Source organism: Methylobacterium sp. J-088 (assembly GCF_022829295.1).
In the GTDB taxonomy this organism is placed as follows: domain Bacteria; phylum Pseudomonadota; class Alphaproteobacteria; order Rhizobiales; family Beijerinckiaceae; genus Methylobacterium.
Window position 1 is genome coordinate 1 of sequence record NZ_JAKSYH010000098.1, and the last position, 22,580, is coordinate 22,580.

Annotated in this window: 27 protein-coding genes; 13 read left to right on the plus strand and 14 right to left on the minus strand. The window is 66.3% G+C overall.

Annotated features, from left to right (window positions below; all coding sequences use genetic code 11):
- Window positions 1-262: 262 nt before the first annotated feature.
- On the minus strand, window positions 263-586 hold the full coding sequence (locus MKK63_RS10880) for an HU family DNA-binding protein (protein ID WP_244001511.1): 324 nt from the start codon (window positions 584-586) through the stop codon (window positions 263-265).
- Between the two features lie 350 nt (window positions 587-936).
- On the opposite strand from MKK63_RS10880, the gene MKK63_RS10885 reads away from it, so the two are divergent.
- From MKK63_RS10885 to MKK63_RS10900, 4 genes are all read left to right on the plus strand, one after another.
- On the plus strand, window positions 937-1,698 hold the full coding sequence (locus tag MKK63_RS10885; RefSeq protein WP_244001513.1) for a hypothetical protein: 762 nt from the start codon (window positions 937-939) through the stop codon (window positions 1,696-1,698).
- Between the two features lie 72 nt (window positions 1,699-1,770).
- Window positions 1,771-2,505 carry a sigma-70 family RNA polymerase sigma factor gene (locus MKK63_RS10890; RefSeq protein WP_244001515.1) on the plus strand — a complete coding sequence of 245 codons (735 nt, stop codon included), beginning with the start codon at window positions 1,771-1,773 and terminating at the stop codon, window positions 2,503-2,505.
- Window positions 2,502-2,672 (plus strand): DUF2934 domain-containing protein, encoded by a 171-nt coding sequence (locus MKK63_RS31955; protein WP_244001517.1) that lies wholly within the window; start codon window positions 2,502-2,504, stop codon window positions 2,670-2,672. Before MKK63_RS10890 ends, MKK63_RS31955 begins: the two co-directional genes overlap by 4 nt.
- A gap of 124 nt (window positions 2,673-2,796) precedes the next feature.
- On the plus strand, window positions 2,797-3,153 hold the full coding sequence (locus MKK63_RS10900) for a hypothetical protein (RefSeq protein ID WP_244001519.1): 357 nt from the start codon (window positions 2,797-2,799) through the stop codon (window positions 3,151-3,153).
- A 5-nt stretch (window positions 3,154-3,158) separates the two neighbouring features.
- On the opposite strand, the gene MKK63_RS10905 is transcribed toward MKK63_RS10900, so the two are convergent.
- Entirely contained in the window at window positions 3,159-4,799 is a 1,641-nt protein-coding gene (locus MKK63_RS10905) for a methyl-accepting chemotaxis protein (protein ID WP_279574625.1), read from the minus strand.
- A gap of 248 nt (window positions 4,800-5,047) precedes the next feature.
- A complete protein-coding gene (locus MKK63_RS10910) occupies window positions 5,048-5,326 on the minus strand; it encodes a hypothetical protein (protein ID WP_244001523.1) in 279 nt (92 codons plus the stop codon).
- A 312-nt stretch (window positions 5,327-5,638) separates the two neighbouring features.
- Between MKK63_RS10910 and MKK63_RS10915 the strand changes: the two genes are divergently transcribed.
- Window positions 5,639-6,643: a hypothetical protein gene (locus tag MKK63_RS10915; RefSeq protein ID WP_244001526.1), complete on the plus strand. Its 1,005-nt coding sequence runs from the start codon at window positions 5,639-5,641 to the stop codon at window positions 6,641-6,643.
- 22 nt (window positions 6,644-6,665) lie between these two features.
- On the opposite strand, the gene MKK63_RS10920 is transcribed toward MKK63_RS10915, so the two are convergent.
- From MKK63_RS10920 to MKK63_RS10940, 5 genes are all read right to left on the minus strand, one after another.
- Window positions 6,666-7,019 (minus strand): methylamine utilization protein, encoded by a 354-nt coding sequence (locus MKK63_RS10920; protein WP_244001528.1) that lies wholly within the window; start codon window positions 7,017-7,019, stop codon window positions 6,666-6,668.
- A 129-nt stretch (window positions 7,020-7,148) separates the two neighbouring features.
- The gene (locus MKK63_RS10925) at window positions 7,149-7,406 is read right to left on the minus strand and encodes a hypothetical protein (protein ID WP_244001531.1); all 258 of its coding nucleotides are present in this window, start codon (window positions 7,404-7,406) and stop codon (window positions 7,149-7,151) included.
- Window positions 7,407-7,764: 358 nt separating this feature from the next.
- A complete protein-coding gene (locus MKK63_RS10930; protein ID WP_244001533.1) occupies window positions 7,765-7,992 on the minus strand; it encodes a hypothetical protein in 228 nt (75 codons plus the stop codon).
- Between the two features lie 99 nt (window positions 7,993-8,091).
- Complete coding sequence (locus tag MKK63_RS10935) at window positions 8,092-8,274, minus strand: hypothetical protein (RefSeq protein ID WP_244001535.1); 183 nt, start codon at window positions 8,272-8,274, stop codon at window positions 8,092-8,094.
- Window positions 8,275-8,778: 504 nt separating this feature from the next.
- Window positions 8,779-9,204: a hypothetical protein gene (locus MKK63_RS10940; RefSeq protein WP_244001537.1), complete on the minus strand. Its 426-nt coding sequence runs from the start codon at window positions 9,202-9,204 to the stop codon at window positions 8,779-8,781.
- 64 nt (window positions 9,205-9,268) lie between these two features.
- On the opposite strand from MKK63_RS10940, the gene MKK63_RS10945 reads away from it, so the two are divergent.
- Both MKK63_RS10945 and MKK63_RS10950 read left to right on the plus strand, forming a co-directional pair.
- Complete coding sequence (locus MKK63_RS10945) at window positions 9,269-9,451, plus strand: hypothetical protein (RefSeq protein WP_244001539.1); 183 nt, start codon at window positions 9,269-9,271, stop codon at window positions 9,449-9,451.
- 89 nt (window positions 9,452-9,540) lie between these two features.
- The gene (locus MKK63_RS10950) at window positions 9,541-9,771 is read left to right on the plus strand and encodes a hypothetical protein (RefSeq protein ID WP_244001541.1); all 231 of its coding nucleotides are present in this window, start codon (window positions 9,541-9,543) and stop codon (window positions 9,769-9,771) included.
- 49 nt (window positions 9,772-9,820) lie between these two features.
- On the opposite strand, the gene MKK63_RS10955 is transcribed toward MKK63_RS10950, so the two are convergent.
- Window positions 9,821-10,291 (minus strand): regulator, encoded by a 471-nt coding sequence (locus MKK63_RS10955; protein WP_244001543.1) that lies wholly within the window; start codon window positions 10,289-10,291, stop codon window positions 9,821-9,823.
- A 510-nt stretch (window positions 10,292-10,801) separates the two neighbouring features.
- On the minus strand, window positions 10,802-12,478 hold the full coding sequence (locus MKK63_RS10960) for a methyl-accepting chemotaxis protein (RefSeq protein WP_244001544.1): 1,677 nt from the start codon (window positions 12,476-12,478) through the stop codon (window positions 10,802-10,804).
- Between the two features lie 304 nt (window positions 12,479-12,782).
- Between MKK63_RS10960 and MKK63_RS10965 the strand changes: the two genes are divergently transcribed.
- The 6 genes from MKK63_RS10965 (at window position 12,783) to MKK63_RS10990 (ending at window position 14,821) form a co-directional block, all read left to right on the plus strand.
- On the plus strand, window positions 12,783-12,950 hold the full coding sequence (locus tag MKK63_RS10965; protein ID WP_243922888.1) for a hypothetical protein: 168 nt from the start codon (window positions 12,783-12,785) through the stop codon (window positions 12,948-12,950).
- A gap of 223 nt (window positions 12,951-13,173) precedes the next feature.
- Window positions 13,174-13,425, plus strand: coding sequence for a DUF4926 domain-containing protein (locus tag MKK63_RS10970; RefSeq protein ID WP_244001546.1), 252 nt, complete (start codon window positions 13,174-13,176; stop codon window positions 13,423-13,425).
- A complete protein-coding gene (locus tag MKK63_RS10975) occupies window positions 13,422-13,787 on the plus strand; it encodes a DUF6883 domain-containing protein (protein WP_244001548.1) in 366 nt (121 codons plus the stop codon). Before MKK63_RS10970 ends, MKK63_RS10975 begins: the two co-directional genes overlap by 4 nt.
- Before the next feature lie 169 nt (window positions 13,788-13,956).
- Entirely contained in the window at window positions 13,957-14,100 is a 144-nt protein-coding gene (locus MKK63_RS31960) for a hypothetical protein (RefSeq protein ID WP_313901763.1), read from the plus strand.
- Window positions 14,101-14,180: 80 nt separating this feature from the next.
- Window positions 14,181-14,390, plus strand: coding sequence for a hypothetical protein (locus tag MKK63_RS10985; RefSeq protein WP_244001552.1), 210 nt, complete (start codon window positions 14,181-14,183; stop codon window positions 14,388-14,390).
- A gap of 56 nt (window positions 14,391-14,446) precedes the next feature.
- Complete coding sequence (locus MKK63_RS10990) at window positions 14,447-14,821, plus strand: hypothetical protein (RefSeq protein WP_244001554.1); 375 nt, start codon at window positions 14,447-14,449, stop codon at window positions 14,819-14,821.
- Window positions 14,822-14,824: 3 nt separating this feature from the next.
- Here the strand turns inward: MKK63_RS10990 and MKK63_RS10995 are convergent, their stop codons facing one another.
- Genes MKK63_RS10995 through MKK63_RS11010 form a run of 4 tightly spaced genes read right to left on the minus strand, consistent with a single transcriptional unit; the run spans window position 14,825 to window position 22,579 of the window.
- Window positions 14,825-18,250, minus strand: a complete 3,426-nt coding sequence (locus MKK63_RS10995) for a hypothetical protein (protein ID WP_244001556.1) — start codon at window positions 18,248-18,250, stop codon at window positions 14,825-14,827.
- Window position 18,251: 1 nt separating this feature from the next.
- Window positions 18,252-20,876: a transglycosylase SLT domain-containing protein gene (locus MKK63_RS11000; protein WP_244001558.1), complete on the minus strand. Its 2,625-nt coding sequence runs from the start codon at window positions 20,874-20,876 to the stop codon at window positions 18,252-18,254.
- Between the two features lie 6 nt (window positions 20,877-20,882).
- Window positions 20,883-21,275: a hypothetical protein gene (locus tag MKK63_RS11005; protein WP_244001560.1), complete on the minus strand. Its 393-nt coding sequence runs from the start codon at window positions 21,273-21,275 to the stop codon at window positions 20,883-20,885.
- Window positions 21,272-22,579, minus strand: coding sequence for a hypothetical protein (locus MKK63_RS11010; RefSeq protein ID WP_244001562.1), 1,308 nt, complete (start codon window positions 22,577-22,579; stop codon window positions 21,272-21,274). The genes MKK63_RS11005 and MKK63_RS11010 overlap by 4 nt, the downstream gene beginning before the upstream one ends.
- Window position 22,580 lies beyond the last annotated feature (1 nt).

Here is a 22,580-nt window from a genome sequence, read left to right on the forward strand (position 1 = left end):
GCGACCTGGGCTGAATAAGGCCCAGGTCGGCGAAGCGCGCGCTTCCTTCGATACACCGCCCGCCCCGATGCCGGAGATCCAACCGCCGAATGCCGGCAACGATGATCCGCTAAGGGCACTTCACGAGGCTGTCGAGCGCGAACTGCGGGTGGCGGGTTTGATCTGCTGAACGGCCACAAGGCCATCGCTGTCCTGCTGCCGGGTATCCCCGAGCCCGAGCACGTCCGGGAGGTTCGGGCGATCCTGCGACCGCTGGCCGAGTTTAGCGAGCGAGCAGCCGAGCCGCCTCATCCTCCGGCGAGATCTCCGCGAGGTTGAGCCGCGCCTTCATCGTCTTGGACGGGTTGAACTGGATGGTCGTCTTGGCCGCAACCTGCACACGGTCACCCGAGCGGGGGTTGCGACCGGCGCGGGCCTTCGTCCGCCGCGTTGAGAAAGCGCCGAAGCCGCGCAGTTCAACTCGGTCGCCGTCCGCCAGTGCCGAGGCGATCCGGTCGAGGATGGTGTCGACCACCCCTTCGACTTCGCGTGCGTAGAGGTGCGGGTTCTGCGCCGCGATGCGGGCGACAAGCTCGGATCGGATCATGCCGGGACGGTGCCGCCGCTGCATCACACGGGGCAAGTGCGAGGCCGCACGATCCCCGGCAACGTTGACTTAACCGTGCGCCCCGGCCGACATGGACCGTTCCGGCTGCACCCGCCCTGGCGAGTCGCGGCCACCCTCAGGAGAGAAGCCGCCGCGGATCTGAGACCCTGAAACGACTACGGGCCCCCTGTCGCCAAACAGAGAGCCCGCGAAATCGAAATGGTGTCCTGGGACACGGTTCACGCCCCCCAGACATCATAGCTCCCGCCGGGAGTCAACGGGAACGCCAATTCCCGGAGCGATGAAGTCGTGCCTTGATCACAGCCGCGGTCCGAAAAGGACCGGGTTCGATGTTTCACGCCACCATGCGGTCGGCGATCAAGGGCGCGCGGACACTCGCGCAGCTCGACGACCTGTCGCGCACCATCTGGCAGGCCCACGCCGCCGAGACCGTCACCGACTCAGAGGCCCAGGGTTTGGCCGAGGCGCTGCACACCCGCAGGGCTTCCGTCCGCGAGACCGTGGTGCCCGTCGGCATTCCGCTCGGCCGCGTGACGCTGTTCCCGCCGAAGCGCCTGCAGCGGGCTCCTGAGCGATCCGTGGCCATCGAGCGCCGCCGTCGGCTGGCCTGCTCCGGCCCGATGCCGCCTGCGCTCGCCAGCAGGTTCACCACCGGGCAACTCGCGGTGCTGCGGGTGGTGGGCGACGAGATGGCCCGTCACGGCGCCTGTGGGCTGTGCATCGACGCCATCGCGGCGCGGGCTGGCGTGTGCCGTCGGCTGGCGCAGGGAGCGATCCGGCTGGCCGAGGGCGACGGGCTATTGACCATTCAGGAGCGCCGCCACCAGGGGCGGAAGTCGGATCCCAACGTGCTCCGCATCATCAGCCGGGAGTGGCTGCAGTGGCTCCGGCGGGGAGGGCGATCCGCGGCTCCGGCGCTGCTCGGCAGCATAGGGTGCAAAACGATGCACCCCACGGATAGAGGAGATCCACAGAGGGAAGTTGTGGATACGGACCCGAAGAAGGGCTGCCGAGAGGCAGCGGGCGACCTCAACCGATCAGAGCGTTCGAGAATTCGCGCGGTTGGTCGCACTGACCAAGCTATGCGGTGAGGGTATGCAGGCGGCCGATCTATCGAACGAACCATGATAGCCGATGACGCACGTTCCCTCTCAGGCCTCACGATGAGTACGGAACCGGTCGAGGATACCTCGGACGCATCCCGGGCCGTGCTCTCCGACCAAATCCGAAGACGTCTCGGGAGCCTGCTCGCCATTGCCTACGGTCAGGAGGACGCCGAGCAGAGCGCCACAGGGCACTTCGCCGACCTGCTGGCCAAACTCGACGTCGCGTTTGGGGAAGCACGCAGCCGCGATGCCGCTGAGTTCCAGCGTCAGTTCCTCGCCGTAGCACCGAGCCTGCGTAGGTTCGCCATCTCGCTCGCTCGCGACGCCACGGCAGCCGACGACCTCGTGCAGGACACGCTTCTGCGGGCTTGGAAGAACCGAGAGCGCTTCGAGCCGGGCACGAACTTCGAGGCCTGGACCTTCACGATCCTGCGCAACGCTTTCTACAGTGGTCAGCGTAAGTTTCGTGAGGTCGAGGATGACGATGGAAGTCACACTGCTCGGCTCGCCATCCCGCCCGATCAATCCGGGCGCCTCGACCTTCAGGACGTGCGCACCGCGCTCGACCGGCTCGCGCCGGTGATGCGGGAGGCGCTGGTGCTCGTGACGATTGAGGACATGAGCTATGACGAAGCTGCTGCGGTCATGGGCTGCCAAGTCGGTACCGTGAAGAGCCGTGTCTGGCGCGCCCGGGATCAACTCACGCGGGCACTCGGCTACACCAGGGCTGAGATTGGCAGTGACGGAGTGATGCTCTCGGCGCTCGTCGGACCTGGCGAGGTCAGCGGGTGAGCTCGGATCCGTTCATAGCGTGTGCTGCAGAGACACGGATCCCGCACGATGCGATCCGGGACCGTGCCTACGACCTATGGGACCGACACCATCGGCCTGATGGCTATGAGCTGAAGTTCTGGTTCATGGTCGAGCGCGAGTTGAAGGCGGAGCGACGAGCGGCGTAGTTGGCAAGCCAAGCCGAGCTAGCGTGATGGCCATCACCACCGACGGTATTGCGTTCCACGCATGTATCCCGGGGCCTGGGACACGCCCGCCTTTACAAGGCTAAATACCTACGGGCGCAGACTTATGAGCGAAGGTATCGTCCTGCTACGTCGGAGAGGTGAGGAACGGTCTGCAATTGCTCGGGTCGATGCTGCTGCGGTGGAATTGCTGGCCAGCGGTCAAGCGACGACACTGCAGGCGGCACGCGCCGAAGTAATCCTCGCGGACCTGTGCGAGCAACGGGAACACATGGCGGCGCTGCTTGCCGACCTACGGGGGCGTGCGCCGATCGGTGAGGCTCAGATCGGCGAGGCCAACGCCAACCTGATCACTGCGATCAACAAAGGCATCGTGCAGATCGACCTGTTCGTCGCGCAAGCCCGAGCTTATGCCGAGGAAGCTATCCCAGCAGGTCAGGTTGGGGATCAGATCGACCTCTGACAGCTTCAGTGCCGGTAGCGTTCGGCGAGGGCCATCAGCGCCTGGGCCAGCTCCGTGAGGTTGGCGGAGGCGGACTCGACCTGCCTCGTGCCGGCCGCGGTCTGCTGGCTCGCCTGCCGGATGTTCTGGAGCGCCCCCATCACCTGCTCGATGCCCATCTGCTGCTGGTTCGCTGACGCGATCACCTGCTGGAACACCTGAGTACCCTCCTCGATCTTCGCGGTGATCTCCTCGATGGTGCGCTGCGTCGTGTCCGAGCGGGCCTTGCCGGCGGCAGCGCGCTTGACCGCCTCCTCGGTGAGCATCACCGAGGTGTTGATGCCCCGCTGGATCTCCCCCAGGATCCCGCGCACCTGACCGGTCGCCGCCTTGGCCTGATCGGCCAGCAGCTTCATCTCCGAGGCGACCACCGCGAAGCTGCGCCCGCTCTCGCCGGCCGCGGCCGCCTCGATCGCGGCGTTGAGGGCGAGCAGATGCGTGCGCTCCGAGATGTCGTTGACCGTCTCGATGATGTCGCCGATCGTCTGGGTCTTCTCCGACAGGCTGACAATGTTGCCGGCCACCGCCTCGGCCTGCTCGCGGATCGCGTCCATGGCCTTGGCGGTGTCGGAGACGGCACGCAGGCCCTGCCGGGAGGTCTGGGCGGTGGCCTGCGCGGTGGCGATCACCTCGGTGGCGCGCTTGCCGATCTGGGCGCCGGTATGAGTGATCTGATCCATGGTCGCGGCGGTCTGCTGCACGGCGGCGAACTGTTCCTCGACCGACGCAGCCTGCTCCTGCGCCGAAGCGCGGATCTCAGCCGCGGCGGCGTTCAGATCCGCGGTGGCGGCCCGGTTCGTCCGGGCCAAGTCCGAGAGGCCCGCCACCATCGCGTTCAGGTTGGTAGCGAGGCGACCGATCTCGTCGCCGCTGTGCGCCTCAAGCCGCCCCGAGAGGTCGCCTTCGCCCACCCGGTCGACGAACTCCATCAGGCCCTTCAGCGGCTGCACCACTGCCCGGGCGATCAGCCACGTAATCAGGATCGCCAGCAGCACAGCAGTTGCCAGCGTGAGGTAAATTGACAGGCGTGAGCTCTCTTGGATCTCGCTCACTCTGCGTTGACCGGCGGCAAAATTGTCGTCGAGTACGCCGCGAGTGCCGTCGACACGCTGCAGCAGCGCAGCCTGTGTCTGGTTGAGTTCCGCGTTCCGACTGATGACAGAGGCGACGTCCTTGACCGCTACGGCAGAGAACAGTGCCTCGGCTTTCATGCGTAGGCTCGTAAAGAAGGCTGCAGTCTCAGTCGCTTGAGCGTTAAGCTTTCTCCAGTTTGCAGCCCGCTCATTTGATATGGCCAGCGGTTCATACTCCTGCGCCGACCGGATGAGCGCCTTCAGCGCAGCTTCGACTTGATCGGCGGTCTGGCGCCAAGCCCTTGCTGTCTCGCCAATCGGCTTGCCAAGGAGGGCGGGGTCAGTCGTATCACCACGCTCCCGCACGAGGAAATCGATGACAGCGTTACGGCGCAGGTTGCCGATCGCGCGGGTATCATTACCCAAATCGTCGATGAGGCGGGCGAGCTTGAGGTCGCGCGCGACGATGCCGTCAGTTGCTTCTCGTGCCGAACCAAGCTGGACGATCGCGTAGACGCCGAGCGCCACCATCATCAGGGTTACGGCAGCGAAGCCGAGCAAGATGCGTTGTGCAATCGAAAACGACACCGAGACCTCTAGGTACAACCATCCGAGGGGCACCCAAGACGGGACCGGCGGATCGGGGAACCCGAGATCTCTCACATCCGGCATGAGGCGCCTACAACCGGGGCGTCATCAAGTTGCTGCGTGGTCGCGCGAGACACGGCGGGACTGAAGAGTGCAGAGAGCCGGCTCACGGCCTATGGACGCAACCAGTAATCTCAACCGTCCTCGCCTATGCCGTAGGTGCGAGCGGCCTTCGCCATGCGGGTGAGCCGATCGAGATCCAACTCCACATCATCAACCTGCGGGCGCTCGCCAAGATCGACAAGTACTAGGCGCAACGCTTCGATCATCGTTTCCAGCGACGCCCCGAGGGCGCGGATCTGCGCACCGCGGGGGCCGAGGTCCACCCCTTCAGCGAAGGCCCCGGCTAGGGTCGCCGTAAGGTCCTGAACCTCGCCAAACGGAACGATGGATCGAGGTTCCACGAGGCTCATCGCGGTCTCTGGCTGCTTGAATGGTCGGAAGGATAGAGCCGCCTATAGCAGATGCGAGGTTTGCCTACTTTGTCAGCATATTTGAGGAGCCGAGTGCAGATCCACACAGTTGCCGGCTCATCATCCACCGCGTTCCAGCGTATTAACCATCGTGCAACACAGGTTAATAAATCGTTGGCGTAAAGCTCAGCTTTGTGAGGAAATACGTAGGCGGGCTGGCGGCTCGCTCCATCCTCCGAGGTCATCATGGTTCGGGTCACGGCGCTCAGGCTCCCTCGTCGCCTGGGTCTTCGCACTCTCGCGAGCTTCGCCGTGTCGCCCCTGCTTTCCCTCGTCAGCACAGGCTCAGCCAGCGCTCACGTGAAGTGGTTCTGTGCCTACGACGTCGCCGGCCAGCCGCGTGGCCTCGAACAGGTGCTTTGCCCGAACTTCGAGTGGCTCACCGGACTCGCCATCGTCTGCCTGATGCTGGGCTGCCTCGCCGAGGGTACGCCGCTGGGCGCAGCCCTGATGAATGCCCTGGACCGCGTCACCTCCCGTATCCGCACCGACACCGAGCTGCTGGTCCGCTGCACGCTCGGCTTCTTCCTGGTCTCGGTGTGGGGGCTCGGTGGCATCATCCTGACGCCCGAGCTGACGACCGACGTGGCCTGGATCTCGTGGCTGCAGCTCGCCATGGCCGCCTGCCTGATCTCACGCCGGACCATGCCGTTGACCGGCCTCGGCATCGTCTTTCTTTTCTCGTTCGCCACCGCCCAGTACGGCCTGTTCCACCTCGCCGATTATCCGGTGTTCCTGGGCGTGGCGGTCTACCTGATCTGCCAGGGGTTGGGCCTGATGCCGTTCGACATCCGGCCGCTCGACATCGTGCGCTGGACAGCCGCCATCACGCTGATGTGGGCCTCGGTCGAGAAGTGGGCCTACCCGCAGTGGACGGATCCGCTGCTCGCCGCCAAGCCGCAGATGACTATGGGCGCCACGCCCGAGCTGTTCATGCAGGCCGCCGGCGTGATCGAGTTCACCCTGGCCTTCGCGCTGATCTGGACGCCGCTGGTGCGCCGGATGTCCGCGATCATCCTGGCGGCGATCTTCGTCTCGGCGGTGTTCGAGTTCGGCAAGGTGGATGCAATCGGCCATTCCGGCATCATCGTCGTGCTGCTGGGCATCGCCGCCGATGACGCCCGGTCTCGGGTACGGGTGCGGGATGCAGCTTGGGCGCCGGCCTACTTCGGCGGTGCGCTCGCGATCTTCCTGGCGCTGTACTACGTCGGGCACGAGGCTCTGTATGGCGGCTTGAACGGTCTGCCGCTGATCTGAGGCGCCCCCAGCGGCGATGCGCCTACCGCACGTGGACGGCGAGCTTCATCTTGGGGTGAACGCCGCATAGGACGGTGAAATCACCCTCTGTCGGGAAGGTGATGACGGCCCTGGCGCCAGGCTCGATATCGCCGGAGTCGAAGGCGAACGTTTCACTCTCGACGTAGGCTTGATGGACGAAGTTGTCGTCGTCGTTGACCACGGTGATGTGCTCGCCGACGTGGAGTGCGACGTCCCCGGGGCCAAAGCGCTTGCCCTTTTGAAAGATGATGTGATCGGATCCTGAAAGGCTCGCAGTAGCTAAGCCGGTCATGGCGGTCGATCCGAATGCCCCAAAGAGCATCACCAATACCAATTTGCGGTTGCAGGACTGCATCGTATGCACCTGATGCTGCGTCGATGGCACTATGATCAATCTTGCAGAAGTTAAAACCGTCACAAAATTTTGTATTCAAACCTGAAATCAAGCGGTTGTGATCGTCCTGCGTGCCAAAAACAATGCAGGTTAGCTTAGGGCCTGCGGGTGCGGCGAGACCTCGCCCGTGAACCGCGCCGGCATCAGCGGGCAACCATCGTGCGCCCGGCGGTGCTGGAGCCAGAGACCGCCCTGCGCCGTGCTGTTGACGTGGATCGCCACGCGGCCGTGACAGACCGGGCAGCGTTTGATCGCGGCCGGGTAGCGGGCGTGCGCCTGAGCGAAGCTGACCGGGCGCCATGCGCCGTCGATCTCGATCTCACATCCGGTGGTGTCAGCGGTCGTCATGGCGAATAGGTGTCATGCGATAGTAGTTTCTACTAGCCAAAACCACGGGGAGATCCGGAGGCCGTCCGTGATCATGCGCCATGACGGGTGTAGCGCTGCTAATACTGAACCCTAGGGCGCTAGACCTCAAAGCTAGTCGGGCCCCAGGTGTCGCAAGCGCAAAGCGATCAGGCGGTAGTCACGCACTGTGAGATGACGGATCTACCTACAAAAGTAGACTGATCCGACCTTCAATCATAACAGTGTTTTAACAGCAGCGTGGGTAATTTGCACACGGACCCGCGGCCGGACGCCCCCGGCAGTTTCGTATCTTGAGTTCATCCGTGAGTACCATCTCATCCGCTACGACCTCGCAGCTCTACGCCCAGCGCCCCCCACCTCCGCCGCCCCAAGGTTCGGGCCAAAGCCAGATGGCCTCAACGATCAGCAACGAGCTGTCGTCTGGCGCGCTCAGCAGCACTGATGCAACTGCCCTGACGAGTGCGCTCAGCTCGATCCAGTCGAGCTTCTCGTCGGACAGCGCGTCATCGACGTCCAGCAGCTCCAGTACCAGTTCATCGAGTTCCAAGCTCGATCCGTCGTCCATGAAGAGCCGGATCGACAGCTTGATCGCGGATCAGGTCAGCAGCGGCACTCTCACGAGCGATCAGGCCTCGGAGCTGACGAACCTCTTCGCCAGTGGCGGTCAAAGCACAACAGCCTCGACATCGGCGGGCGGCGTCTCGGGAACCGGTGGTCCGCCTCCTGGGCCGCCGCCTGGCCCACCCCCGAGTGACTCTGCATCTGATAGCTCATCGACGAGCACGTCGTCGGATAGCAGCACATCATCGACGAGTTCGTCAGCCAGCGACCTTCTCTCGACGTTCATCCAGCAACTTCAGGCTTCCCAGTCGAGCAGCGCGAGCTACGGCGCAAGCGGTAGTGGCTATAGCAGCGCTAATGCCTCGGCTTTCTTGTTCGATTTTCAGAGCTGACCGCGGCGAGCCGCCGTTCGGTCAGCCTATGGCTACTGTTCAGTAGCGCCGCGGCGGCGGGGGCGGGGGCGACCCATCGTCGTCGTCATCCGGAGGGGGCGGTCCGCGGTGATGATGCGACGGAGGCGGCCGGTCATCATCGAAGTCCTCGCCCGGTGGCGGGGGCCGGAAGCGATGCGGGGGCGGCGGGGGACGATCTAAGTCCTCCCCGGGTGGGGGCGGCGGTCGCCTATCATCGTAGGGCTGGGACGCAGCTCCGACCGTTGCGAGAACAAGCAGAGCAGCGCCTGTGAGGAATGTGCGCATGTGACCTCCGAGAAGCGAGTCCTAACGGGACACGTCGGCCCATGAACGCCGGATGAGCCCTGCGGTTACAGTCGAGATACCGAGAAGGCTGCCTAAGCGTAGGGGCCGCCGAACAAGTCGCCGAGCGCCTTCCTGCGAAACAGCGTGCGCCAGCGCCTGCGCCGATGCTCCGGCCGATCGTGGATCATGTGGCATCGTTGGCAGAACGCCGCGAGGTTGGCGTCCGCGTTGTTCGAGGTGTCGTGATCTCGATGAGCTGCGGCTAGGACCACCCGCGTCCGGCGGGCACGGCCGAGGATGTCAGCTTCCGCAGCAATCCGGATCCGACGCCCCCACCCGTCACGCCATCGGCCGGCTTCCGCGTCCCACCAGCGTCCATCGCCGAGGTGGTAGACCATCCGCCCATGCGGCCGCCCGCAGCCTTCGCAGCAGCCCCTAGCCCGGCCGAACCGGATCACGGCTGAGAGCTGCGCCCAGTCGATGGGGTAGAAGAAGCGGTGCTCGGGCCGGATCGGCATGATGGCGCAATGTGCCACCGAGCGTGAAGAAAGCGTAGCGGCAGAAGGCTGCTACGAATGGCGGATGGACCTGTCTGACCTCCAGTTCTTGGCTTTTCTGGCTGTAGCGATCCCAGGCCTGCTCCTGCCGGTGATGATCGTCTGGTGGAAAGGCCGTTCCATCGTCCCGATCGCCCTGCTCAGCCTCGTGTTCTGGCCTGGCGCGCTGATCCTGGCCCTGAGGCTGCGACACGCGCGGGATCTGTAACCACGAGGTTCACGGGTGCCCGAACGATAGAGACCGCGGTGAGGTTTAGCCTCTGACCGATCGAGCCGATCCGTCTGGAGGAAAACGCCATGTCGATGAAGACCCTTGCCCTCGCGGCCGCGCTGACGCTCGCCGTCACAGGGGCGGCTCTCGCTCAGATGCCGGCAGGCAGTGGCAGCGGCAGTGCTCAGAGCAACATGAACAACCCCGGCAGCGTGAAAAGCCCGTCAGAGAAGCGGATGGGCGGGCAGCGGGGCATGATGAGCATGCGGCACATGAAGCGCCATCGGCGTCATCACATGCGTCGTTCGCGGATGTAATTTTCTCCAGATTGGTCCCGCAGCCACGGAACTGCGGGACCACTTCCAATCAGGCAGGTCGGCCGGCGACCTTCGCGGCTGACCCATCCGCGATCTGTGCCTCAAGCTGCGCCTTGAAGTCGGCGATCCCGAGCACCTGGGTCGCGTTCCCGTCCTTGTCGAGGAACTCGTAGAGCGCGTCGTCGATGTTGCGGTTGCTGAAGAAGACGATCGCGTCCTGATCTCCGCCGCCCTCCTCGTGAGGTTCGCCATGAGCAGGGCCGGAGACGAAGCTCCCGGTCGGGCGGATTTCTTTCAACTCGCCGTTCGGGCGGTAGAACCGTAGCTCACCCTGCATCACCAGGGTGACGTAGGGGCAATGGTGCCGGTGCAACATCACCCGCTGGTTGGCGGCGAACTTGAAGAGGACATCGACGATGCGGTTCTCTTCATCGACTTTGTAGACAAAGAAGGCGATGTGATCGAGCCAATCGAGCGTGCGCCACGTGATGTTGCTCTGGTCGAAGCTATGCGCTGCCATTCGGGTTCCTCCGGCTTGTTTTTGGGCGAGCGGCGAGCGGCATACGACCGTCTGCCGTCGCTCGTCCGGGAAGGAAGCTGGGGCTCCGCTCCGTAGGATCAAACCCGCGGAAGGCAGACCAGCTGCTTGAGCAGTGCACGACTGATCAAAGGATTTCCCACGCCCGTGCAGCCCGATATGCCGAACGCCCGCAGGAGGCTTCAGAACGGGTCTTCTAGGCCGCCCCGAGGGTAGAGGTAACGCCGTTCTCGATCAGCGGCTGACCCCTGATCCCGTTACTCCCCCGTTACTCCCTATCAGCGGCTGACATGGGCACCCGGATCATCGGCAATCTAGCCTATCGCGATCAGGGGCTTGTGGCTTGCCCTATGCGCCAAATTCGGCACGACGTCGGGTGCACAGAGGCTGGAGGCCGGCCTCAAAAAGCAGATAGGGCTACTTGCTCCTGAGGTGGAGGAAGTAGCCCCTTCGCTGACCCGGTCCAGTGTAACCCTGGAAAATCTGAACGCCTTACGCCGCGCGCACGGTGGCGAGGAAACGTTCGACCTCGGCGGTTAGATGCTCGGACTGGCGTGACAGCTCCGAAGCGGCGCCGAGGACTTGATTGGCCGCTGCGCCGGTCTCCTCGGCCGCCCCGGCGACACCCGAGATGTTGCTGGTCACCTCGCCTGTCCCCATCGCAGCTTGGCTGACGTTGCGCACGATCTCCTGGGTCGCTGCGCCTTGCTGCTCTACCGCCACCGCGATCGAGCTGGCCACGTCGCTGATCTCCCGGATCCGCCCGGTAATCCCGCCAATCGACGTCACTGCCTGACCGGTCGAGGCCTGGATCTGTGCGATCTGCCCCGAAATCTCGTTCGTGGCCTTGGCCGTCTGCTCCGCCAGCGCCTTCACCTCGGAGGCAACGACGGCGAAGCCCTTGCCAGCGGCCCCGGCCCGGGCGGCCTCGATCGTGGCGTTCAGGGCCAGCAGGTTGGTCTGCCCAGCGATGGTCGAGATTAGCCCGACCACATCGCCGATCCGGGACACGGCGGCACTCAGCTCCTGCACGAGGCTACCGGTCTGGTCAGCCTCACGCACGGCACGCTGTGCCAGCTCGGCCGAGCCAGCGACCTGCCGGCTGATCTCCTGCACCGACGAGCCTAGCTCCTCGGCGGCCGCGGCGACCGTGTTGACGTTCGAGGACGCTTCCTCGGCAGCCGCTGCGACCGTCGTCGACTGGCTGGCGGTTTCGGTCGCCGTGGCCGTCATGGTCTGGGCGGTGGCCTGGAGCTCGGTGGCCGACGACGACACCATGCCGAGGATGCCGCCGACTGCGGCCTCGAAGCCGTCGGCCATCTGGCGCATGCCAACCTTGCGCTGTTCCTCGGCAGCCATCCGCGCTTGCGCTGTCTCGGCCTCAAGCTGCCGGGTGCGGATCAGATTGTCCTTGAACACCTGAACCGCCGAAGCCATCGCGCCGATCTCATCGCCCCGTTCTTTGGCCGGGACCTCACGCGTCAGATCTCCGGCAACGAGGCCATTCATGAATACCGTCATGGCGCGCAACGGTCGGACCACGCCGCGTCCGATGAGAGAGGCCAGGAGGGCGATGAGCGCTGCCACGATCGCCGTCCCTCCGAGGAGGCGGATAAGCGCAGGCCGCATCTGCGCTGCGGTATCATCGGCATAGATCCCCGATCCGATGATCCAGCCCCAAGGCTCGAACCCCTTCACGTAGGAGATTTTCGCGACAGGCTGATCCAGACCGGGCTTGGGCCACATGTAGGGGACGAAGCCAGCACCCGACCGCTTCACCTGCTCGACCATGTCGACGAACAGGTGCTTGCCAGTCGGATCAACGATCCCGCCGATGTCCTTGCCGATCAACTCGGCCTTGGGGTGCAGGATCATGCGGGGCTGCATGTCTTGCAACCAGAAATACTCGCTGCCGGCGTAGTGCAGGCCTTTGACCACCGCGATCGCGGCTTTCTGAGCGGCGGCCCGATCCATTCGGCCCGCACGCTCCTCACCCTCGAAGTACGCGAGCACACCCTGCGCTGACTCGACGAGGTCGCGCGTCTTCAGTTCGCGCGCGTCTATGACGCTGCCCGACATATCCCAGGCCGCCAAGCCGATCAGCGCGGCCATCCCACCCAAGGCGATCAGGGTGATGGATTGGATGCGGGTACCGATGCGGAGGGCCATGAGATCCTGCAAAAGTCTGCGCTAACTGGCGCGCGGGCGGTCAATCCGTGGGACGCGACGTTGAGCCTTGCGACAGGGCGCGTGCTACAGGATCAACAGCTAATAGTGTTATGCCGACATCAGTTTACCGATGCATTAGTTAATTAATAACAGTCGCATCTTTGGGTTGAGCGATCGAGCTTATGCATCCGCAAAGATCAGAAGATTGCCATACATCGTAGATGGCTCAAATTGTCGTGATCTCTTTCAGCGCGCAGTTCATGAGTCCACGCCAGGATCGCATCATCCTCAAGAGAGCCCAATCATGCGCATGCTTCAGTCCCTCGCCGCCCTCGCCATCCTCGTCGGCGCCTGTGCTTTCATGCCGGCCGTAGCCATCGCTGGCCGTGGCGCCTCGATGACGGCGCAGAAAGCGAGCGTAGATGCGCAGGATCCCGAGAGTCTGTTCGTGCGCTTTGGCGTGGCCCCGTGAACCCCTGCGGACACCTGCGGGCGTGAGCCGGTAGTCGTCGGGTGTTGATGCGGAGGATCCGTTAACCACCCCGCGCCACCATACCCTCAGCGATCGGCTTTGGCCGCGCGCCGGAAGAGCAGCACCGGGATATCGTCTCGCAACGCCCAGGTGCGGCCTCGCCGGCGCAGTCGCGGTGATCAGCTAACTTGCGGCCTGACGCGGCGTGCGTCAGATTTAGCGCATGAGCGTCGACTTCTCATACCTGCTGCGGAAGGAGGACCCTGGGGCTGCGCTCCGGGACCTCGACGACGTGGCTGTATTGGCGCCTGTCGTGACGGACGACGGCGACACGATCCCCGCCGGCACCGAAGGCACGATCGTCGGCGTCTGGAAGGACGGCGAGGCATTCTTCGTTGAATTCGCCGAGCCCGAAGGCGCGCTGGCCACGGTTCGGCCGATTGACCTGAGACGCACCGGCCGTCACGCCTCGTGAGCCGGCAAGGGCTCCCGGCGCTCATCGGCCTTCGTATCCAAGGTGAGAAAGTCGTCAGTTATCTGCTCGACCCGACGCACCCTAAGGGCGGCTCAAAAGCCAAATACCTTATGCGGCTCGGCTTCACCGCCGAGGGGCCGAAGGCGTTGGCCGATGCCCTCGCCATCCAATACCAGAACGCGCCGGATGCCCGCGTGGTGCTTGATGAAGTCGGGTCGAGACGCATCATCTGCGAAGGCCCAATTGTTGGTTTGAACGGGCGCGAGGCCTGGATCCGGTCCGTCTGGCTCGTCGAGCCCGACTTGCACGGGCGCCTGCTTACTGTCGTGCCGCGGCCAAAGCGCGGAGCCGCCTCGCTTTAGGGCAGAGATGGGGGCTGGACCCATGCCAAAGCACCGCTCTGAGGACGCTGACACCGTATCCGCGCCCCGGGTTGAGGTCGTGCCGCGACGTGGTCTGAGCCGATCAGATGCCGCCCGCTACGTTGGGGTCAGCATGCCCACATTCGACCTACTCGTGAGCGATGGACAGATGCCGAAACCCTTCCGGATCGGCCGCCGGGTCATCTGGGACCTGCGCAAGCTGGATGCTGCCTTCGACGTGCTGAGCGGCCCGGAGGAGGGCACGGGTTGGGAGGACTGGGACGCCCCGAAGGAACGGATCATCCCTCTGTAGCCATTGGCAGAGCCGCCGTTGTCGCCCGGCGCCCGCACCGCTACACGCTCAGGCTTGAGGGAGGGGGCGCTGGGGTCTGGATGAGCGATGTCGTAGCCGCTCTTCTGCTGGCGCTGGCGACCGAGAACGCCGAACTGCGCGAGCAACTGGCCTCGGCCCAGGACATGCTCGTCGAGACCGCCATCGACGCCGGGAACATGCACGCCCTGGTCGAGGCTATGAGGACCGAGCGGGACGCGTGGCAGGAGGAGGCCGAGATGCTTCGGGCCCAGTCGGCCCGCAGGGCCTGACACCTCGACAGCCGCCTCGGCGATCGCCATCTTGAGCCGGCATCCCCGAGCACTCCGTGACCGTCTCCAGCCTCTATCCGCCAATCGCTGCAGCCACGATCATCAACGTGGCCTTGTTCGCCCTGGCTTGGCGCGGCCACCAAGCGGAAGCGCGGTCTGGGAAGGCGCCCTGGTGGCTAGGGTTCGGAGCCGCGGCCTATGCGGCCTTCGGCGCCCTGCTGGTCTACCTGCGTCGAGGCCAGCCTATCGCAAGCAGCGCCGACCTATTCGGCGCGGCGATGGTTGGCGAGGCGATGGGCGCTCTCATCACGTACGGCCTCGTCTACAGCTTCGTGCTGTCCAAGGGGCGCCCGTGGGCAGACCGAGCCATCCCTATGGTCGCGTCGCTGTTCTTCGTCGTCATCGCTGTCGCCGCGGTCTTCACGGTCTGAGGTCTACCGCTGCCCGAGCGCCAACCCCTCGCCCGTCGCGAGCTGCCCGAGCGGCAGCATCGGAGGCGGCGCCAGCAGCCGCGGCGCCCCGCCCTCGAACGAACGCCGCGCCGAGGCCGCGCCGATCCCGCCCATCACGGCGCGCGTCCCGACCTTGGCACCATAGGTGCCGGCCGCGGCGCCGAGACCACCGACCTTGAACGCGATCGCGCCGGCGATCAGGTCCATGGCCTTCGCCACAGCCTTGCGGCCCGCCTCACCGGCCGCGCCGGACTTGATCGTGCCGTCCGGCCGGATCGTTGCCTGAAGCGCCCCCGAGAACCGGCGCAGGTGGCTCAGCTCCTCCGGGCTGAACAGGGTTGAGGCGACGCCCTTGCCGGCGCCGTCGGTAAAGTCGCGCAGGCCCGCGATCATCTTCGTGGCCGGCGTCGCCGGATCCATGAGGCGCTGCACGGCCGCCTGCCGGAGCCCTGACCATTCCTGGCTGTCCGCCCCGAGGAACGCCTTGGCGGCTCGCGCCTCGTTCACTGCACCCGGCTTGGCACCGATCGCTCCCGAGGAGCCGAACAGGCTCCGGCCGATGGCGTTCGGATCGAACCCGGTCCGCTCCAGATCCGCCGCCCAGGACGGGACTGCCTGCCGCGCAGCCTGCGCTTGGCGGGTCGCCACCTCAAGCTGACCGAGCCCGCTGCGCAGATCCGGAGAAAGGAAGCTCATCAGGCCCCGACCCTCGCCGCGCACAAGGTAGCGCAGCCGGTCCCCGAGATCCCGACCCTCGCCGCCGAGGTGCCGGGCGACGATCCCGCGCTGCACGGCCGCCCACGGCTCGCTCTCGGCACCCACAGCCTCCCGCAGGCGGGCCAGCGTCTGCATCTGACCGGGCGAAACACGCCCCGTCGTGCTGCCGAACAGCATCGAGGCAACTTCGTTCGGCGAAGCGTCCCGCTCCACGATGCGCCGGAGGTTGGCGCCGGCCGTGTCGCCAGGGCCGCGAGGCTTGAACCTCTGCTGGTACTCTCGGAACAGCCCACGCGCCCGCTGCATCGCCTCCAGCGGAGCCGTGTCGCCGATCGGCAGGGCGTCGGACGTGGCCCGCGCGGTCGCCCCGTCGAAGGGAATATCGTGAGCCGGTTCGGCCGCCCGTCCGGCAGAGGTCGCCTCGCGTGCCGTCAGCGCGGCCTCGTAGGCATCCACCGGGTCGGTGTGGCGCCCGAGAACCATGTGCTCGGCGGCATCGTTCAGCGCCCCTCGGTCAAGGTCTCGCGCCCCGATGCCGTAGCCCTCAAGGTCGATCGCCATGCGCCGGGCCTGGCGGTCCACGAGATCGGCGTGCGCCGTGTTCTGGTCCGACACCGCATCCACCGCCCGCCGGCCACCGACCTGCGCCTCGTCGCCCATCCGTAGGGTTGGGCGCCCCTCGACGCGCTCGGCGTGGATCGCCTGTCGCGCCCAATCCGCTACGTCCCGAGACGAGGCCGAGCCGTCCATACCTGGCGGCAGGAACCCCTCCTCGGCCAACCGGACCCGAAGTTGATCCCAGGTCGGCGCGCCGTTGCGGGCGAGCGTGCCCTGCCCCGGGACATACAGCCGATGAAGGTCGGCGGCCCGCGCCTCTGCATCCAGCGGCACCCCGCCTCCTCGGGCGAGGTATCGCGTCAGGGTCTCGGGCTCGCTGGGTCGCGCAGGAGCCCCGCCAGCGGCCGGGAGCGGCGCGGACGGAGCGTCGAGGCTCGCGGCGCCGGGGAAGCCGTCTCCGGCCAAGTCTGCGGCTCCGCGAGACGCCGGACGGTTGAGTGCCCCAATTGCCGCCGCGTCGTTCAGATGGTTGTCAAACTCATCCATGACGCGGCCGAGGACAAGCCGATCCGTCGGGTTCTGTGCCGTGGAGGGGTACAGCGCCCCCATTCGGCGGCGAAGTTGCTCCGTCTGCGCGAGGCTCGGCCCTTGGCCCGGCGCCAGATTGAAAATTTCGGGCACCTGGTCGAGGTCCTGCAAAGCGCGGTGCGCGGCAGGTGTCAGCCGATCGTCAATCGGCACGTCCGCTCCAAGCCGGGAGCGCACCCGAGTGCCCAGCATGTCGAGGGCGCCCGGGTCGAAGACGTGAGGCAGTGCGCCCACATCGTCATAAGCAGCGCGGTACCCAGCCTTGCCCTGGCTGGCTGCATCCCGCACGCCCTGCGCGGCCATGGCGGCGGCGTCCAGGGCATCGGTCTCGCCACGGCCGCGCACGGCCCGCAGAGCGTCATCCTGCGCCCGCTGCGCGATGCTGGTCCGCTCGGCTTCGGCCTGGGCAGCCTGCCGGGCGCGATCCGCCACCGCCTCGAATGCTTCCTGCGGCCGCTCGATGCGCGGCGCGTCGCCGGCCGCCATGCCGAGGAAGCGGTCTCGGTTCGTCGCCAAGGCGTCTGCCTGGCGCGCAGAGAACTCGTCGCCAATCTGCTGTGCCCGCGGTCCGGACTGGCCAGCCAGGGCACGCCCCTCCTGCGCCAGCGCCTGCGGGTCGGCCGTCGCCTGCCCACGGGACAACGGCAGACCGAACTCGGCGGCCTGCGCCTCGCGCGCCGCGGCGACCGACGGCCCCTTGGCCGCGAACGTCGTCTCAATGTGCTGTGCCAACTCAGGTGTGATCGCCGCCGGATCTATGCCGGCCTTGCGCAGGGCGGTACTTGCCTGATCGGTCAGGGCACCGTCGGCGGTACGGAACGGGGCGTTCCGAGCGAACAGCCGCGAGACGACCGGGGCGGCCTTCTCCAGGACATAGCCGCCAGCGCCACCAAGGCCGGCACCCAGCGCGCCAGCTGCGAACGTTCGGTCCAGATCCTTGGTGTCAGCAGCTTCCGCCGCTGCGCCGTACAGACCTCCCGTGAGCGCTGCCTGCCCGACGCGTCCGAGCTGAGCAACCTTCCCAATCGGCGGTAGCGCGAACGCGCCGCCAACCACGCCGCCCACAGTCCCGGCCGTGGCCGTCTTCGGGTACTGCCGGGCCAGCGCGTCCTCGATGTCCGAGACCTCGCGGTAGCTGTCCCCGAACGACCGGCCAGAACGCAGCGCCTCAATCCCCGCCATGGCGTTCCGCGGCAGGTTCAGGCCGATGGCGTTCGCACCGCGAAAGAGGCCGGCGTCTACTTGGTTCTCTAGGGACGGCTTCCCCACCAGGCGCTCGTCCGCGACCCGGCGCAGGGCCGAACCTGCCGGCGTCGAGGTATCCAAGGTGGACGCCATCGGGCCGTTGCCGAACCGCTCGCCGAAGCTGGCCGGCGCCGCCTCACGCTGGCCAGCGCCCGACCGAGACGCCTTGAACGCCTGAAACTCGGCCGGGTCGAACATGTCGCCAGCCGGGGCCGGCGATGCAGCATCCCGGACAGGAGCAGCCAGCCCCGACTTGAACGCGGCAAACTCGGCGGGATCGAACGCGACGCCTGCCGCCATGTCAGTAACCTTCCTGATGGAGCTGCTGGTAGGCGTCCGCCTTGCTCATCCCGGATCCGACGAGCTGCCCGAACCTGTCGGACGGCGAGACCGCGCCGGGCCGATTTGAGGGCGACGGGGCCGGCAGCGCGGGCGCGCCGCTCTGGCCGCCGCTTGGCGCACCCTGTGCTGCCGCAGGACCCGAGCCGGGCCGGTAGTAAGTGCCCTCACGGATCTGAGCCGCACGGCTCTCGTTCTGCTGCTGGCGCAGCGTCGCGGCATCGATGGCCCGCTGGTAGATCTTCACCCGCAGATCGTGCGGTAGGTTCGACGAACCGGCGACCTCAAGGAGGATCTTGCGTTCGCCTTCCGTGGGATTGCCACCGAACGTGGTCTTGAGGTTGGTCAACGCGTTCGACTGAACCAGATTGTCCAGTTCGAGCGTCGCCTTGCCGGCGTCGGTGAAGCTGCCCGTAACTGCCGAGAGCTTACCGGCCCAAGGCCCGCTATAGGCATCGCCAGATAGGGCTTTGGCCTGCTGCATAAGCCCGATGGTGGCCTGCGCCGAGAGCACCGCGTTGTCGGCCGCGTCGATGGCTTTCTTGTCGACGGCCGACATGTCACGATCCGCGCCGAGCTTTCCTGTACCCACGAAGGACCGATAGCTCGGGCTATTGGGTTCGAGCCCGAGACCTTCGGCAGCTTTCCGCCGCGCCTCGATCTGAGCCGTGATCTTGGCGCCCTCATCCCGGTCGGTCGGCTCCTTGCCCGTGAGCACGTAGGAGCGGAATTCGGGCGAGCCGGGCTCCAATCCATACCGCAGGGCCGCAGCCTGCCGCGCGTTCGTCTCGGCCGTGAGATCTGCGCCCTTATCCTTCTCCGGCTTGTAGGACAGCACGTAGTTCTGGAAATCGGGCGTCCCAGGCTGGAGGCCGAACCGCTGTGCGGCGGCGGCCCGAGCACTCGTCTCGCCGTCGAGAGCGGCGCTCTTACCCTGCTGCGCCACCTCGGCGGCGTACTCAGCCGGGTTGCGCGCCTGCGTGAAGCCGCTGGCCTGCGCGTACCGCCATTCCTTCACGGCCGCCGGCATCGCGGTCTCGTCGAGCGCGGCCTTGAGCATGGTCTGCGCGATCTGACGCGGCCCCTCAGACAGGTTCGGATTGGCGACCGCCCGCATCAGCATGGGTATCCGCTGACCGAGCGGTGACTGCGCCATGGTGCTGGCCTGCGCCGAGAAGGCGCGATCGGTCGGCGTCGCAGGGGCGGCTGGCGCGGGGCCATCGCCCGGCATCGCCATGACGCGACCGGCAGGAGCACCACCCAACGGCAGCGAGGGCACCGGAGATGGTGCGTTCGAGGCCGTAGGAGCGGATGAGGGCGGGATAGCGCGAGGCAGCGGCGCGGGGGCACCCTGACCGTCGAAGCCCTGCGGCAGCGCCGCGACCGAGCCCGGCACCTGCTGCGGGCCGGGCGGGATCCGAAACTGTGCGGGCTGCGCGTCCTGCGTCGGCATGTTCGCCTGATCGGACGACCCAACCTGGGCGACCGGGACGCCCCGATCCATGATCGTCCCAGGGATGCCCGAGCCTGCCATCGACTGCGGGATCAGCGTCTGCGGGGCGCGCGGAACCGGCGCAGCGGCTTGCCGAGGAAGCATCCCCATCTGCTGCTCAAGCGCCTGCGTCTGCGCCTCGTCGTCCGCGTACTGAACCGGGCGCTGCGCGGGAACGGCCTGCTGCGGGCGGCCGGGATTGAGCCCCTGCACGGGCATCTGCGGCGCGAAGGACGGATCGGCGCTCGCGACCCGAGGCGCAGGGGCCTGCTGTCCGCCCCCGCCGCCGAAGCTGCGGGCGAAGTCGTTCATCACCGTGCCGGCGGATTTCGGCGCGCCATTGCGGTCGAAGAACACCGACCGGTTGGCCGCCACCGCCTTCGGATCGGCATAGTTCAGCGCCGGCACGTCGGGGTTCCGCATGGCGCCACCCACGAGGCGCACGCCGCCGCTCGCCCCGAGAAAATGGAGCGCGTATCGGCTGGCATCGGACACTGGCAAGCCGACGCGGCCCAACACAGCCTCATTGTCGGCCGTGAGCGCCTTCGCTGCGCGGATCGACTGATCCGGGTCTGTGCGCCCATCCTGCCCGTTCCCGACCGGCGTCAGCCCAAGCTCGGGATGCTGGCGGGCCGTGGCGTTCCACGTCGAGGGGATGAACTGCGTGAGGCCCTTCGCGGAAGAGGTCGACGCCTGCGCGTTCGGGTCCCCATTGCTCTCCCGCTTGACCAAACCCGCGATATAGCTGCCCGACGGGCCAGAACTGTCGAGGAACGATGGCACCCCACCGGCAGGAGCGGGGCCGCCACCAGGGGCGCCAACCGGGCCACCGATGCCGAACCCCTGGAGAAAGCCGGCATCTGCGTCCGCCGTGAGCTTCCGCTGCTGCTGCGCGTCGAGGAGCTTCAACAGGCCGAGCCCGGTCTGAGGGTCATGGAGGCCGCCGAACGCCGTCCCAACCGCGCCGGAGTAATTACCGGACTGAACCTGATCGCCGAGCTTGGCGAGCGCCGCCTTTTGCTCGGCCTCCTGCTGCTGCGCGAGGAAGTTGCCGCCGAGCTGCGAAAAGCCGTTGAAGTACTCACCGAAAGACATGCGCCGTCACCCGAAACTGCCAGTGCCGAACGGCACGTATCCAACCGCGTCAGCGAGCCTGTTGCTGGTGCCGTTCGCGCTGTTGTTCTGCATCGCGTTGATCAGGAGCTGCTGAAGCCCACCCTGGCCGGGCTGCGCCTGCCCGGCCGCGCTCGCAGGGCCGGATTGCGATCCCTGCCCGAGGAACGGCAGCGATCCGCCCTGCTGCTGCTGGCCCTGCCCCATGTTCGAGGTGAAGCCCATCGACTTCTGTGTGGGCTGCTGCGCGGGCTGAGACTGCCCAAGGGCCGCGAGCCCTGCGGACTGCACGGGCGTCGCCTGCGGCAGCGCAGTCGGCGCATAGAGCCGCATGAAGTCCGCCAGGGACATCTGACCCGGAGCGTTGACGCCGCCACTCATCCGAAGAGGCTCCCAAGCTTACCGACCAGGGGGCTATTCGCGATGCCGGTGAGCGTGCCGAGAAGGTTCGCGCCCGCTTGCGTCTGCGCAGCGGCCTGCTGATTGTTGGCGTCGATGTACTGTTTCGTCGCGTTGCCGATCGCCGCCGACTCTTGGTTCCCCAAATTCATGAGGTTCGAGCCGAGCTGCCCGTAGGCGCCATACGTCCCGGTGCCGTTTCCGACATTGAGGGCCGACTGACCGGTGCCAAGATTGGCGTCTGCGCCGCCGAGCGACGTACCCAGACCGATGTTCGAGGCATTCAGGTTCGAGCCGAGGCCTGAATACAGGTTGCCCAGCGCCGTCGCTTGGCTGTCGTACTGTCCCGCCTGCGCATTCGCGAGCCCAGTGCTGTTAGCGTTGAGCGCCGTGCCGAGCCCGGTGCTGTTGGCGTTCAGAGCGTTGCCCAGGCCCATCGAGATATTCCCGAGCGCCGTGCCGTAGTTCTGGCTGGCGTTGCCTTGCGCCGTCAGGCCCGTCGCCTGTCCGGCGATGCCCTGCTGGAAGAAGTTCGAACCGTTCTGGAGGTTGTTGACGTACTGCTGATACCCCTGGTTCGCGAGGCCGGTGGCGGTGTTGAGGATATCCGAGGTAGCATTGCCGCCAGCGAGGCCGCCACGAGCCGCAGCCGACCGCTGCACGGCGCCAAGCGCCTGATCCGTCTGATACTGGTAGCCGGGGGCAGCAGTGAAATCCTGCGCAGCCTGCGCCGAGCCTGGGGCGCCATTCGCGCCGATGGCGTTCATGTATCGCGAATAGGCACCAGAGCCGCCGGACACGAGCGGGTTATAAGCTGCGGTCGCTTGGCCGAGGAGGCTTTGCGTCTGGCCGTACTGATTGGTCAGGTCTGACCGACCCTGTCGGTAGTTGTCGATCAGGTCGTTGCGGCCTTGGCCGTAGTTGTCGATGAGATCCTGACGGCCCTGACCGTAGCCCGATCCGAGAGCGCCTAGAGCAGCGGTATAGCCTGCGTTGATCGCGTCCTGCGCCTGTCCCGCGTACTGGCTCAAGGCATCCTTGCCGGTCGAGTAACCGGCGTTCAGGTCGGTTCGCTGGTTGCCGTAGCCGGTGCCGAGCGAGGTCAACCCGCCACCGTAGCCCGCTTGGAGCGCCGGAAGGCCGTTGTTCAGAATATAGCCGTTGGCCTGCGTGTAGTTGTCGCCCAGCGCAGTTGTCTGCTGATTAAGGCCAGTGTTGATCGTGTTGAGGTTGTTCTTGTAGGCGGTGGTGTAAGCCCCGCCACTCAAGCTGTCGAAGACTCCCATG

Coding starts and splice junctions, on each gene's coding strand:
- MKK63_RS10880 (WP_244001511.1), bottom strand. CDS start 586: ATGATCCGATCCGAGCTTGTCGCCCGCATCGCGGCGCAGAACCCGCAC.
- MKK63_RS10885 (WP_244001513.1), top strand. CDS start 937: ATGTTTCACGCCACCATGCGGTCGGCGATCAAGGGCGCGCGGACACTC.
- MKK63_RS10890 (WP_244001515.1), top strand. CDS start 1,771: ATGAGTACGGAACCGGTCGAGGATACCTCGGACGCATCCCGGGCCGTG.
- MKK63_RS10900 (WP_244001519.1), top strand. CDS start 2,797: ATGAGCGAAGGTATCGTCCTGCTACGTCGGAGAGGTGAGGAACGGTCT.
- MKK63_RS10905 (WP_279574625.1), bottom strand. CDS start 4,799: ATGATGGTGGCGCTCGGCGTCTACGCGATCGTCCAGCTTGGTTCGGCA.
- MKK63_RS10910 (WP_244001523.1), bottom strand. CDS start 5,326: ATGAGCCTCGTGGAACCTCGATCCATCGTTCCGTTTGGCGAGGTTCAG.
- MKK63_RS10920 (WP_244001528.1), bottom strand. CDS start 7,019: ATGCAGTCCTGCAACCGCAAATTGGTATTGGTGATGCTCTTTGGGGCA.
- MKK63_RS10925 (WP_244001531.1), bottom strand. CDS start 7,406: ATGACGACCGCTGACACCACCGGATGTGAGATCGAGATCGACGGCGCA.
- MKK63_RS10930 (WP_244001533.1), bottom strand. CDS start 7,992: ATGGACGACGGATCGAGCTTGGAACTCGATGAACTGGTACTGGAGCTG.
- MKK63_RS10935 (WP_244001535.1), bottom strand. CDS start 8,274: ATGAACGTCGAGAGAAGGTCGCTGGCTGACGAACTCGTCGATGATGTG.
- MKK63_RS10940 (WP_244001537.1), bottom strand. CDS start 9,204: ATGCCGATCCGGCCCGAGCACCGCTTCTTCTACCCCATCGACTGGGCG.
- MKK63_RS10945 (WP_244001539.1), top strand. CDS start 9,269: ATGGACCTGTCTGACCTCCAGTTCTTGGCTTTTCTGGCTGTAGCGATC.
- MKK63_RS10950 (WP_244001541.1), top strand. CDS start 9,541: ATGTCGATGAAGACCCTTGCCCTCGCGGCCGCGCTGACGCTCGCCGTC.
- MKK63_RS10955 (WP_244001543.1), bottom strand. CDS start 10,291: ATGGCAGCGCATAGCTTCGACCAGAGCAACATCACGTGGCGCACGCTC.
- MKK63_RS10960 (WP_244001544.1), bottom strand. CDS start 12,478: ATGGCCCTCCGCATCGGTACCCGCATCCAATCCATCACCCTGATCGCC.
- MKK63_RS10965 (WP_243922888.1), top strand. CDS start 12,783: ATGCGCATGCTTCAGTCCCTCGCCGCCCTCGCCATCCTCGTCGGCGCC.
- MKK63_RS10970 (WP_244001546.1), top strand. CDS start 13,174: ATGAGCGTCGACTTCTCATACCTGCTGCGGAAGGAGGACCCTGGGGCT.
- MKK63_RS31960 (WP_313901763.1), top strand. CDS start 13,957: ATGCCGAAACCCTTCCGGATCGGCCGCCGGGTCATCTGGGACCTGCGC.
- MKK63_RS10985 (WP_244001552.1), top strand. CDS start 14,181: ATGAGCGATGTCGTAGCCGCTCTTCTGCTGGCGCTGGCGACCGAGAAC.
- MKK63_RS10995 (WP_244001556.1), bottom strand. CDS start 18,250: ATGGCGGCAGGCGTCGCGTTCGATCCCGCCGAGTTTGCCGCGTTCAAG.
- MKK63_RS11000 (WP_244001558.1), bottom strand. CDS start 20,876: ATGTCTTTCGGTGAGTACTTCAACGGCTTTTCGCAGCTCGGCGGCAAC.
- MKK63_RS11005 (WP_244001560.1), bottom strand. CDS start 21,275: ATGAGTGGCGGCGTCAACGCTCCGGGTCAGATGTCCCTGGCGGACTTC.
- MKK63_RS11010 (WP_244001562.1), bottom strand. CDS start 22,579: ATGGGAGTCTTCGACAGCTTGAGTGGCGGGGCTTACACCACCGCCTAC.